The following is a 12,073-nucleotide window of genomic DNA, read 5'->3' on the forward strand; positions in this document are numbered from 1 at the left end:
CGACGGGTCACGTGGGCACACCCGTCCGTCCCGGACGTGGCGGAGCCCGAGGGCCGTACCCCTTCCGCGTGCGACCGGCCCCGCCCTCCCGTACCGGGAGCCGGCCGGGTGGCCGTCGCGACGCGTACCCGAGATCGGAGAGTACGTAGTGATTCGTGTAGTCGTGGTGGAGGAGATGGGACTGTTGCGCGGGGCGCTCTGTGCCGTGCTGTCCCACGAGGAGGACATGGAGATCGCGGCGGCGGTCGCGGACGTCCGTGAGGTGTCCGCGGTGGTGCGTCGCACCCAGCCGGACGTCGTCGTGCTGGACGTGGTGCCCGAGTCCCCGCAGTCGTGTGGCCTGGTCCGGACCATCGAGGAGATCGGCGTGCACGCGCCCAAGGCGGCCGTGCTGGCGATGAGCTACCGGTGGAGCCCCGCGGTCCTCGAGGCGGCGGTGTCCGCCGGGGCGCGCGGGTTCATCGGCAAGGACGGGCCGCTGGAGGAACTGGTCCGGATGGTCCGGTCGCTGGCTGCCGGGGAACGGGTCATCGACCCCACGGCGGCGGTCGCCGTGCTGAGCCCGCCGAAGAGCCCGTTCACGCCCCGGGAGTTGGACGTGCTGCGTGCCGCCGCCGAGGGGCTGCCGCTGAAGGAGATCGCCCGTCGTCTCTTCCTGGCGCACGGAACGGTGCGCAACCACCTGTCGGCGATCCTGCGCAAAACCGGGTCTCGTAACCGGATGGAGGCGATCCGCCGCGCCCAGCGCGAGGGGTGGCTGTAGACCCTGCCGTCGGTGGGGTCGGCCGGTCGGGGCCGGTCGACTCCAGGCTCCGGCCGGTCGCCGGCCGGCGCGCCGTCCACCGACGGATGTCCGTCAGTTCCGTGCAAGCGACTTTCCGGCCGCATCGGTCATCGCGGAACTCATCCGACTGATCAGCGGTACCGACCGAACGACCGATTAGGTATTGTCCATTCGGGAGTAACGGTGATCCGTCCGGGGGAATTCATCGATGCTAAACAACGGCCGGCGTGGATTCGTCATGCCGGCCGGACGTTACATCGGTGCATGAAAACGGCAATCTCCCTGCTTTCCGGTTGGTGTCCAATTCGGGAGGAAATTCGTGATCCGTACCCTGCTTGCCCTCGACGGCACGCTGATCCGCGGCGCGTTGGCTCTGGTGCTCGCCGCTGAGCAGGACATCAGCGTGGTGGCCGAGGTGGATCGCGGCGACGAGGTCCAGCCGATGCTCTGGACGAAGCTGCCCGACATGGCGGTGGTCGACCTCGATCTGATCGACGACGGGGCCGGCCCCGTCGGACCGTGCCCGATGCTGGTGCTGGCCGACCGGCGCCGGGTCCGGGGACTGCACCACGTGCTCGTCGGCGGGCGCACCGTCGGCGTGCTCGCCAACGATGTCTCACCTCACCGGGTGGTCGACGGCGTCCGTCGGCTCGCCCGGGGAGAGACGGTGGTCGACGCGGAGCTGGTGCTCGCCGCGCTGACCGCCACCAGCCCGCTGACCGGCCGGGAGACCGAGATCCTGGAACTCACGGCGGCGGGAGCGACGGTCGCGGAGGTGGCCGGCTCGCTGGGACTCTCACCGGGCACGGTGCGCAACCACCTTGGCCGGATCACCCGGAAGGCGGGTGCCCGCACCCGGGTGGAGGCGGTCCGCCTCGCGCGCGACGCCGGCTGGATCTGACGCTCAGCACCGGCCGGATCGGCACGGATCCGGCCGGTACGCACTCGACGATCGAACCGCCCGTCGACCCCTGTCCCGCACCTCGCCGGAGGCGGTGCCGCGAGCCGTCGGGGAGGAGATGGTCGGGGGCGTCAGGCCGATCCGGTCCGCGCCGGAGAGCCGGCCGCCGGAGGGGACGCCGGAACGTCGTCCCAGTACCCGACCAGCTCCCGGTAGGTGGCGGACCGGCCGAGCAGGTCCCGGTGCTCGCCGAGCATCGGCCGCTCGCCGTCGAGGACCAGCACCCGGTCGGCCCGTAGCGCGGACGTGATCCGGTGGGCGACCACGATCAGGGCACCGGGCCGTCGGCCGAAGGCCTCCTCGACCAGCGCCTCGGCGGGCGGGTCCAGGTGGCAGGTCGCCTCGTCCAGGATGGCCAGCGGGGCGGGTGCCAGCCAGGCCCGGACCGCCGCGATCACCTGCCGCTCCCCGGCGGAGAGCGTCGTCGGTGCCACCGGCGCGGCCAGCCCGCCCAACCGGTCGGCCAGCGACCGGGCACCCAGCGCGTCCAGCGCTGCGGTCAGGGCCGCGTCGTCGGCGTCCGGACGCAGGTAGCGCAGGTTGTCCCCCAGGGAGTCGCTGAAGACGTACGCCTCCTGCGGCACCAGCACCCGCAGCCGGGCCAGCTGTTCCGCGGGGAGCCCGCCGACCGGCGTACCGGCGATCTCCACCGAGCCGGACTCGGGCCGCACCAGCCCGGAGGCCAGGGCCGCGAGGGTGGACTTGCCCGCCCCGCTCGGGCCGACCACCGCGAGGTGCTCGCCGGGAGCGAGGGTCAGCGAGAAGTCCGCGAGCACGGGCCGGGCATGGGGGCCGTACCGGAAGGTCAGCCCGCGGACGCGTAGCGCCGCCGTATCGCCGTGTGCCGTAGCGCCGTGTACCGCGTGGTCGGGCACCCCACGTGACGGACGGGAGTCGTGGGTCGGGCCGGCGTCGCCGGGGGTGGCCGGCGCGTCACGGGCCACCGCTGACCGGCCGGCGTCGGCCGGCGCGCCGGTCCGGTCCGCCGACTCGTCCGACGGGCTGGTCAGCAGGATCCGCTCCAGCGTCACCACGTACCGCAGACCGCCCCCGCCCACCCCCTGCACCAGGGCCCGCAGCGCCGGTTGCAGCCCGGTCGAGACGTAGACCAGCGCACCGAGTACCGCACCGGCGGTCACCCCCCTCGCCACCAGCCACGGCGCGGCGAGCATCAGCACCGCCAGTGGCGCCCAGCCGCCCAGCCCGAGACTGAGGCTGCGCAACGCGGTCATCCGGGCCACCGTCCGCTCGGCGTCGGCCTGCGCGGTGATCCGGCCACCGACCTCGGTCACGACCCGGTCCTGCGCGCCGCAGGCGAGCACGTCCCGGTGACCGGCCAGCGCGGTCGCCGCCGCCTCGCCGAGCGCCTCGCCGGCCCGGACGTACCGGCGTTGGTGGGCGACCATCGCCGGCAGCCCGGCGGCGAAGACCACCAAACCGGCCAGCAGCGGCGCGGCGACCAGGGCGGCGACCAGGGGGGCCAGGGCCACCAGGCCGACCAGCGCCGACACGGCGGCGAAGAGGAACCCGCGGACGACCATCAGCAGACCGCCGAAGGAGTCCCGGACCACCTCCACCTGCTGGGCCAGCCGGGCCACCGCCGCGCTCTGCGGCCGGGTGCCGCCGGTGGTCGCCGCGCGCAGCGCGCCGCGCGCCACCCGGCCGGTCAGCTCGTCGCGGAACGGTTCGACCACCGTGCCGAGCGCCCGGTACACCTGGCCGGTGGCCGCCGCGCCGACCAGTACGGCCAGCGCCAGCGTGCCGAGCCAGGCCAGGCCGGTGCCGAACCGCCCGGCCAGGAAACCCTCGTCCACCGCCCCGGCGACCAGGTAACCGGAGAGCAGTGCCGGCAGCGACTCGGCGGCCGACCAGCCGGCGAGCCGGCCGAGTTGCCACCGCCGGGCACGCAGCGCCCGCCCGGTCTCCCGGAGCACCCCGACGGGCCGCTGGTTCGCCCCGTCCGTCGGTCGCGCGCCGTCGTCGCCGACGGGGGAGGCGGTCACCGAGAACCGTCCGTGGCCTCGAAGACCGCCCGGTAGGCCGGATCCGACCAGAGCTGGCGGTGCGGCGCGAGGGCCCGCAGCCGCCCGTCGTCGAGCCAGGCCACCAGGTCGGCCGCCGCCGCTGTCGCCGCGCGGTGGGTGACCACCAGCCGGGTACGCTCACCGTGCCGTCCGGCCACCGCCCGGGCGATCCGGTGCTCGGTGGCGGTGTCCAGGCTGGACGTCGCGTCGTCGAGGACGAGCAGCCGTTCGGCGGTCAACGCGCGGGCCAGCCCCAACCGCTGGGCCTCGCCGCCGGAGAGCGGCGTCCGGGCCAGCGGGGTGCGGAAGCCCTCCGGTAGGCGGCTGACGCAGTCGTCCACCGCCGCGGCGCGGGTCGCCGCGAGCACCGGGGCGGTGGCCGGGGCCCCGGCCGGCGGGGTCGCCACGTCGGCGGGGAGCGCCAGGGCGACCGCCTCGTGCACGGTCGCGCCGACCAGCACCGGCCGTTCGAAGGCGTACCCGACCGCGCGACGCAACGCCGCCGGGGCAACCCGGTGCAGTGGCACCCCGTCCAGCAGCACCTCACCGGCGTCCGGGTCGTGCAGTCGGCCGGCCACCGCCGCGAGCGTGGACTTCCCGGACCCGGAGACACCGACCACCGCGACCGTGTCGCCGGCCGGCACGGTCAGGTCGACCCGGTCCAGGATCGGGCGGCCGTCGTCGGCGTGGACCGTCACCCCGCGCAGGGTCAGCACACCCCGCCCGGGTGGCAGGGGCAGCTTGCCGGCCGGGACGCCCGGCAGGTCGGTCAGCTCGGCGAGGCGGAGGGCCCCGGCGCGGACGCGGACCAGCCGGTTGAGGGCGGCCACCGCCGCGCCGAGTCCCGCGCCGAGGGCCGCGTACCGGACGGCGGCGACCAGTTCCCCGGGGGTGAGCCAGCCGGCGGTCAGCCCGTACCCGCCGACGGCGATCACGGCCAGGTTCAGCAGTGGCGCCACGGCGGCGGTCCGGGCGCCCGCGCGGGCCAGCAGTTCCCAGCCGCGCCGGCCGTGTCCGCCCAGCTCGGGCAGGAGTTCGAGGATCCGGTCGGTTTCCCGGTCGGCGGTGGCGGCGGCGGCGATCGTGCGCGCCCCGCCCATCGACTCCAGCAACCGGCCGGCGATCGTGCCGAGGGTCCGCTGGTAGGCGGTGGTCACCGTGGAGGCGTCGGTGACGAAGGCACGCAGCAGTACCGCCAGCAGGATCAGCCCGGCGAGCAGGGTCGCGCCGAGCAGCGGTTCCAGGAGGACCAGCGCGACCACGCTGCCCAGCGGGGGGATCAGCGCGATCACGCCGAGGACCACCGCGTTGCCGGCCTGCCCGGCGTCCGCCGCCTGACCGACCAGCCGGGCGACCAGGTCGCCCACCGGGTGTCGGCGGGCCTGCCGGACGTCCAGACGAAACAGGTGGCGCAGCAGGTGGCCGCGGAGCCTGGAGGTGGCCCGGGCCGCGCCGTACCCGGTGGACAGGTCGCCCAGGGTGTCGGTGGCGATCAGTACCGCCACCAGTGCGCAGGCGACCAGTGTCCACCAGTGGGGGCCGTCGCCGAGCGCGGCGTCGACGGCTGAGCCGAGAGCTGCGGGGAGGAGGAGTCCGGCGGCCGCGCCGAGCAGCGCGACAGCGGCCAGCGTGACGGTCCACCGCCCGCCGTACCGCACCGACCGGCGCACCAGCCGGTCCCCGGCCGACCGCGTCCCCATTCGTCCTCCCGACACGCGTGCGCCCCGGGCGGGTACGTCTACCCGCCCGGGGCTCGCTTGGTGAGCTGATCAGTCGCAGCTCGTGACGGACAGCGAGCTGCCGTCACACATCAGCAGGCTCAGCCCGCTGGTGTCGCCGTGGCCGCCGGTGCGGTCGGCCTCCATGCCCTGAAGGTCCAGAAGCGTCATGTCAAATCACCTCCCCCTGGGGTGTCGGTCGTCAGGCTCGCCCCGTTGTCACGGGGGAGATCGGGAGCGCCGGCCAGCGGCGCGAGGAAGGGCAGCGTCAGCGGCTCGTCGTGCCGCGCCGTGCCCAGGGCGAACAGCACCCCGGCGGTGCCGGTGCCGAGGTCCATCGAGAGGCGCAGCAGCTTCTCGCCCGGGAAGGCGACCCCGCCCCCGTACGGCATCACGTGCCAGGCCAGCCGGCGTAGCTGTGCGTCGAGTTCCTGCCGTTGTTCGGGCGTCCGGGCGGTCGCCGCGAGGTAGGCGACGATCCCCGCCCGGCCCGCGAAGAGGCCGCTCTGCGCGTACATCGGGGAGCGGGCTGCCCGGTACGCCGCGGCGCTCGCCCGGGCGAACCCGTCGTCGTGCCGGTGGGCGAGGTACTGGTCGAGGACCAGCCCCACGCCGACACCGCCCTGCCCGAGGTAGGGCATGGTCCGCCAGCCCTCGTTGACCTCCAGCGCGCCGGTCGGGCGCACCACGCACCGACGCAGGTCCTGGCGCAGCGCCGTGGCGGCGTGCTCCAGCAGCGTCGCATCCCCGGTCAGTTCGGAGAGGCGCACCAGCAGCAGTGCCGGTCCGCTCCGGCCGCGCAGCAACCCGGCGTACGGGTGCGTGCCGCCGCTGATGTCCGGCCCGGGGTCGTCGGCAAGTTGGGCGACCACCCGCTCGGCGGCCCGCCACGCGGCGTCGCGCAGCGCCGACTCGCCGGTGCGCCCGGCCAGGTCGAACAGGTTGAGCGCCACTCCCGACAGCCCGCTGCGCAGGCTGTGGTCCAGCCGGTCCCAGGACTCCCGGAGGCAGATGTCGACCACGTCCAGCGCATCCTGTCGACGGCCCAGCCGCTCCAGTGCGTACGCCACCCCGTGCAGTCCGTCGTAGAAGCCCAACCGGGTCCCGGACAGCGGGTTCGTCGCCCGCCGGGCCAGCCACTCCTCGTGTTCCGGGAAGCGGCCCGCCCCGGTCTGCGCCAGGGCGTGCAGCACTCCGGCCGCGCCGTGCGCGAGATTGAGCCCACCACAGCGGAACTGCTCGATGTCACCCGGGAAGAGCCGATCGTCGCGTTCGGGGGTGGCGCTGGCGAGGATCGCCTTGGCGAGTCGGTCCCGCAGGGCCGGCCAGTCGTCGGCGGCCAGGTCCGGCACCGGCGTGACGGCCGACGAGGAGCCGGCACCCGTGCCGGACCCTCCCGTCGTGTCGGTCCCGGCGGTTTCCGCGTCGAACGCGGCGGTGATCTCGGCGACCGCCGGGTCGACGAAGGACCGGGAGACCGGGAAGTGCTCCACGATGACGTCGGCGAGGTGCGCGGCCTTCGCGGCGGAGAGCCGGATCAGTTGGGTCAACGGCAGGAACAGCGCCAGGCGGAGGCAGGCCAGGGCGTACCGGTCGGCGGCACGGCCCCGGACGTGGCGGGGTGCGGCGAAGCCCTGGTTGCGCAGGCCCGGCCGGTGGCTCTCGTCCTCGGCGACGGCGACCTCGAAGTCGACCAGCGTGATCCGGTCGTCCGGCCGCACCATGATGTTGGCCATGTGCAGGTCGCCGTAGACCACGCCCCGGTCGTGGATCGCCTGCACGGCCGCCTCGACCTGGTCGAAGACGTCCCGTGCCCACCGGGCGTACGCTGCCCGGGCCGCCTCGGTGGCGTCGGCGTCCACCAGCGGGTGCCGGTTGGCCAGCACCTTGTTCAGTGACCGGCCCTCGATGAACTCCAGCGCGATGAACCTGTGCTCGCCGAGGGTGAACTCGTCGTGCAGCCGGGGCACCTGCGGCAGGTCGGCGAGCCGGCGCAGCATCGCCGCCTCCCGCTCCAGCCGGGTGACCGCGTCGGCGCCGTCGGAGTCCAGGCCGGCCAGGGGGCGGGCCTCCTTGAGCACCACCTGCGTGTCGTCGCGGGTGTCCCGCCCCACGTAGAGGCCGCCGCCGTTGGAGAAGTGGATGACCTTCTCGATCCGGTACGGCACCTCGTTCGTGCTGGTCGCGTTCCGGGCGGCCAGGTGGGGGGCGAGGAAGTCGGGCAGGGTCACCCAGGACGGCACGTGGAAGACCGGGTCGCGCCGGTCCGGCACCAGCGTGCCGGTGCCGTCGGCGATCGCCGGGACGGTGTGCCCGTCCGGGGTGACGCAGTATCGGGCGGTGAAGCTGCCGTAGCGGACGTACACCGGCCCGGCGCCGTAACGCAGGTCACTGAGAATGTACGGACCGGCCTCACCGGAGAGCAGCTCGTCGAGCTCCTTGCAGGCGAGCTCCAGCTCCGCCTCGTCCCTGGGGTAGATGGTGACGAACTTGCCGCTCCCGCCGCGGTGGGCGTACTTGGAGTTGCGCAGCAGCACGATGCGCGGGCTGCGGAGGAACTTGAACGCCAGACCGCGCGGCACGCAGTAGGACCAGACCGCGTCGAGCACCCGCTCGGCGTTCTCGACGCCGGCCGAGACGTGGATCTTCCAGCCCTGCGGGGGCAGCGAAGCACCCTCCGGGGCGTAGTTCATCCAGTCGCTGGTCGCCTCGGACGTCCAGCCGGCCGGGGCGGGACGCCCGGCGGCGAAGGTGTGCCCGTCGGTGGCGTTGCCGAGGGAGTCGTAGAACAACCGGTTCGTCACGCAGAAGCTGTCATAGCCCTCGTCCACCGTCTGGCCTCCCTCCGCGTCCCGGGCCGGTCCTCGTTCCCGGCGATGCACCGAGTCTCGTGGACGGGACGGTGTCGGCTCCAGTGCGCTTAGTCACGACGGTGTATGCGCAGCGCACGGGTACTCATGACAAAAGTCAGCCCGGGGCTGTGCGGACATGCGCGAGCCGCCCGGCACGGACGCCGGGCGGCTCGGTCGATCGGGGTGTGTCCGCAGGTCAGGTAACTCGCGGGGTCTCCTGCGGAAGCTGCTCGTGCCCGCCGCGCGCCACCAGGTCGCGCAGTCGCGCCATACCGTCCCAGACGTCGACGTAACGGGTGTAGAGGGGCGCCGGGCCGAGCCGCAACCGGTCCGGTACCCGGAAGTCACCCACCACCTTCGCCTCGCTGATCAGCGTCCGGGAGATCCGTAGCGCGTCCGGGTGGGCCAGGCAGATGTGGCTGCCCCGACGGTGCGCGTCGCGCGGCGAGGCGAGCGTGAAGCCGAGCGGCGTGAGCCAGGCGTCGGCGAGGTCGACCATCAGCTCGCCGAGGCCGACGCCCTTGGCGCGCAGCCGGTCGGTGCCCGCCTCGGCGAGCACGTCCAGCGCCGGGTCGAGGGCGGCCAGCGACAGGACCGGCGGGGTGCCGACGAGGAACCGGCCGATGTCCGGGGCGGGGTCGTACTCCGGTCCCATCCGGAACTGGTCGCGCTGGCCGAACCAGCCCCAGATCGGCTGGCGCAGCCGGGCCTGCAACTCCTGCCGGACGTAGAGGAAGGCCGGCGCGCCCGGCCCGCCGTTGAGGTACTTGTAGGTGCAGCCGACGGCGAGGTCCGCGCCGGAGGCGGTCAGCTCCACCGGTACCGACCCGGCCGCGTGCGACAGGTCCCACAGCACGTACGCCCCGACCTCGCGGGCCGCCGCGTTCACCGCGGCGAGGTCGAGCAGGGTGCCCGAGCGGTAGGAGACGGCCGAGAGCACCACCAGCGCCACCCGGTCGTCCAGGGACTGCCGTACGTCGGCCGGGCTGATCCCCTCGTCCAGATCCGAGGGGAGGGTCCGCACGGTCAGGCCGCGCTGCGCGGCGAGCCCCTGGAGGAGGTACCGGTCGGTGGGGAACTCCTCCGCGTCGACCAGGATGACGTGCCGGCCGGGGTTGGCGTCCAGCGCGGCGGCGGCCAGCTTGTACAGGTTCACCGAGGTCGAGTCGGAGACCACCACCTCACCGGGGCGTGCGCCGAGCGCGTGCGCGGCGAGCCGGTCGCCGAGCCGGCGGCCCCAGTCGATCCAGGACGACCAGGAACGCACCAGGTCGGTGCCCCACTCCTGCCGGACCAGCCGGTCCAAAGCCTGCGGCGTGGCCGCCGGGAGCCGACCCAGCGAGTTGCCGTCGAGGTAGATCAGCTCCGGGTCGGTGATCACGAAGCGGTCGCGCAGCCCGGCGAGGGGGTCGGCCGCGTCCCGTTCCTCCGCCGCCTGACGGGAAAGGTCCCCGCGCATCGTCCGCTCCTCTCGTCCACGCCCCACGAGCGGGGCCAACATAGCCGATCGACCAGCCGTTCCGTCCAGGCCACCGCACCGGGTGACGGTGCGTGGACGGCCGGTGAGTACCCGCCCGTGGGCACCGGCGTCCCGGTAACGTGGTGCTCCGTGACCGGATGCGTGCTGCGGGGCGCGGCGGCCGTCGCCGGGGCCCTCGTCCTCGCCGTGGCCGTGGTGGGCCCCGTGCCGGCCGTGGCCGGGCCGGTTCCCACGCCGACCACCTCCGTGCCGAGCGCCGCCGGGGTTCCCGCCCCGGTGCCGTCGCCGCTCGGGCCGCCCTGCCCGCGGCAGCCGGCCCCGGCGGTGTCCCGTCCGCCCCGGCCGTCGCCGCCGCCGGTCGGGGCGGGCGAGCGGGCGGTGGGCGGGCCGGCACTGGCCACCCCCGGGCTGGTCGTGCCGCCCGGGTCGCCACCACCACCGGCGTTGACCGCCACCTCCTGGCTGGTCGCGGACCTGGACACCGGGGCGGTCCTGGGCGCATGCGGCCCGCACGAGCCGGGCACCCCGGCCAGCGTGCAGAAGCTGCTGCTCGCGGCGACGCTGGTGCCCACCCTCGACCCGCGTCAGGTGGTCACGGTGACCCGTGCCGACCTCGACATCGAGCCGGGTAGCTCCGCCGTCGGGCTGGTCGAGGGCGGCCGGTACCCGGTGGAGCTGCTCTGGCTGGGGTTGCTGCTCCAGTCCGGCAACGACGCCGCCAACGTGCTCGCCCGGCTCGGCGGCGACGCGCAGGGAGCGGCCGGCGGGGTGCAGGCGATGAACGAGCGGGCCCGCCAGCTCGGGGCGTACCAGACGCACGCGGTGACGCCGTCCGGCCTGGACGGCCCGGGTCAGTTCACCAGCGCGTACGACCTGGCGCTGATCGCCCGGGTCTGCTTCGCCGACCCGACGTTCCGGCGGTACGCGCTCACCGGAGCGGCTCAGGTCCCGGCCCAGGGACGCCTGGCGCGGGGCTTCCAGATCCAGAACGAGAACCCGCTCGTGACCCGGTATCCCGGTGCGTTGGGCGGCAAGACCGGCTTCACCGACCTGGCCCGGCACACCTACGTCGGCGCGGCCGAACGCGACGGTCGGCGGCTGGTCGTGACGCTGCTGGGGGCCGAACCCCGGCCAATGCGCGGCTGGGAGCAGGGGGCCGCGCTGCTCGACTGGGGGTTCTCGCTGCCCCGGGACGCCACGGTCGGCCGGCTGGTCGACCCGGGTGAACCGGTGCCCGGCACCCCGTCGACCGGTGTCCCGGCCGCTGCCCCGGCCGTCGTGGCCGCTCCCGCCCCCGCCCCCCGGACGGGTACCCGGTGGTGGGGTATGGCGGGTGCCGGCGTGGTGGTGCTCGGAGCGGCCCTCGCCGTCGTGCTGCTGCGCCGCCGTCGGGGCCGCCGGACGACCCTCGGCGGCTGACCGCCCGGCACGGTCGCGGACGCGGCGGCTCGCCACCGCGTCGTCAATCGTCGGTCCGGCCCCTGTGGCCGCTGTGGCGACCCTCGCATGCCGCCGGCGGATCTTCTATTGACATGCGTCGTTGTCGTGGCGGGACTGCAAACGGAGATGCCGGCGGGGTCGGTGTCGAAGAGGTAGACCAGTCGCGCACGTCCTCCTCCGGCAGGGCGTACACGTGCCGGTACGCCCGGGCGGTGCGGCGGTGCGGGAAGCCCAGCGCGGGGTCCTCGAAGTACGGGCTGAAGCGTTCAGCAGGATCCGGGACGCTCCGGCCGGATGTTGCACGTGCATCAACGCCGGGATCTGCCGCAGCACGGGCTCGTAGTCCTCGGCGCGTTCCTCCGGGAAGAAGCCGTAGAGCCAGTTCCAGGTGACGGTGAGGCCGGCGGCCTCGCAGTCGCGCAGGGTCCGCACGTTGCGGGTCCCGGCCACGCCCTTGTCCATAATCTTGAGCGCCGGTGAGACCAGGCTCTCGATGCCGGGCTGGACGTGGCTGACCCGGGCGGCCCGGAAGATGTCGATCTCGGCGGGCTTCAGGTTGGACTTCACCTCGTAGTGCAGTCGGAGGTCCCAGTCGAGTTCGGCGAGCCGGTGCAGCACCGTGGTGAAGAAGCTGTTGGCGATGATGTTGTCGACCATGATCAGTCGAGGGTCCGGTGCCAACTCGTCAGCTCGCCGAGTTCCCGGATCACCGCGTCCGGATCCTTCGCACCCAGCCAGTCGCGCGGCTCGTTAGCCGAGCCCTCAACGGACACGCGGGCGGCCGTGGCGCGAAACCAGCCTACCAGCGACGAGC

9 protein-coding genes are annotated in these 12,073 nt (G+C 74.4%); 3 read left to right on the top strand and 6 right to left on the bottom strand.

The window, feature by feature from the left end; translation table 11 throughout:
* The first annotated feature begins 148 nt into the window (after positions 1 to 148).
* Positions 149 to 763, top strand: a complete 615-nt coding sequence (locus GA0074694_RS22415; RefSeq protein WP_245714852.1) for a response regulator transcription factor — start codon at positions 149 to 151, stop codon at positions 761 to 763.
* Between the two features lie 340 nt (positions 764 to 1,103).
* Positions 1,104 to 1,685: a response regulator transcription factor gene (locus GA0074694_RS22420; protein ID WP_091461521.1), complete on the top strand. Its 582-nt coding sequence runs from the start codon at positions 1,104 to 1,106 to the stop codon at positions 1,683 to 1,685.
* A 131-nt stretch (positions 1,686 to 1,816) separates the two neighbouring features.
* Here the strand turns inward: GA0074694_RS22420 and GA0074694_RS22425 are convergent, their stop codons facing one another.
* The 5 genes from GA0074694_RS22425 to kynU form a co-directional block, all read right to left on the bottom strand.
* Positions 1,817 to 3,748, bottom strand: coding sequence for an ATP-binding cassette domain-containing protein (locus GA0074694_RS22425; protein WP_091461523.1), 1,932 nt, complete (start codon positions 3,746 to 3,748; stop codon positions 1,817 to 1,819).
* Positions 3,745 to 5,469: an ABC transporter ATP-binding protein gene (locus GA0074694_RS22430; RefSeq protein WP_091461525.1), complete on the bottom strand. Its 1,725-nt coding sequence runs from the start codon at positions 5,467 to 5,469 to the stop codon at positions 3,745 to 3,747. The genes GA0074694_RS22425 and GA0074694_RS22430 overlap by 4 nt, the downstream gene beginning before the upstream one ends.
* A gap of 69 nt (positions 5,470 to 5,538) precedes the next feature.
* Entirely contained in the window at positions 5,539 to 5,658 is a 120-nt protein-coding gene (locus GA0074694_RS22435) for a SapB/AmfS family lanthipeptide (RefSeq protein WP_091461528.1), read from the bottom strand.
* Positions 5,655 to 8,318 carry a class III lanthionine synthetase LanKC gene (gene lanKC, locus GA0074694_RS22440; RefSeq protein ID WP_091461531.1) on the bottom strand — a complete coding sequence of 888 codons (2,664 nt, stop codon included), beginning with the start codon at positions 8,316 to 8,318 and terminating at the stop codon, positions 5,655 to 5,657. The genes GA0074694_RS22435 and lanKC overlap by 4 nt, the downstream gene beginning before the upstream one ends.
* Before the next feature lie 217 nt (positions 8,319 to 8,535).
* On the bottom strand, positions 8,536 to 9,798 hold the full coding sequence (gene kynU, locus GA0074694_RS22445) for a kynureninase (RefSeq protein WP_091461533.1): 1,263 nt from the start codon (positions 9,796 to 9,798) through the stop codon (positions 8,536 to 8,538).
* Positions 9,799 to 10,014: 216 nt separating this feature from the next.
* Here kynU and GA0074694_RS22450 point away from each other — a divergent pair, with 216 nt between their 5' ends.
* Entirely contained in the window at positions 10,015 to 11,238 is a 1,224-nt protein-coding gene (locus GA0074694_RS22450; RefSeq protein ID WP_176738190.1) for a D-alanyl-D-alanine carboxypeptidase family protein, read from the top strand.
* Positions 11,239 to 11,343: 105 nt separating this feature from the next.
* Here GA0074694_RS22450 and GA0074694_RS22455 read toward each other — a convergent pair whose 3' ends face one another.
* Complete coding sequence (locus GA0074694_RS22455) at positions 11,344 to 11,916, bottom strand: RiPP maturation radical SAM C-methyltransferase (RefSeq protein ID WP_091461536.1); 573 nt, start codon at positions 11,914 to 11,916, stop codon at positions 11,344 to 11,346.
* Between the last annotated feature and the right edge of the window lie 157 nt (positions 11,917 to 12,073).

This window comes from Micromonospora inyonensis (genome assembly GCF_900091415.1).
Lineage (GTDB): Bacteria > Actinomycetota > Actinomycetes > Mycobacteriales > Micromonosporaceae > Micromonospora > Micromonospora inyonensis.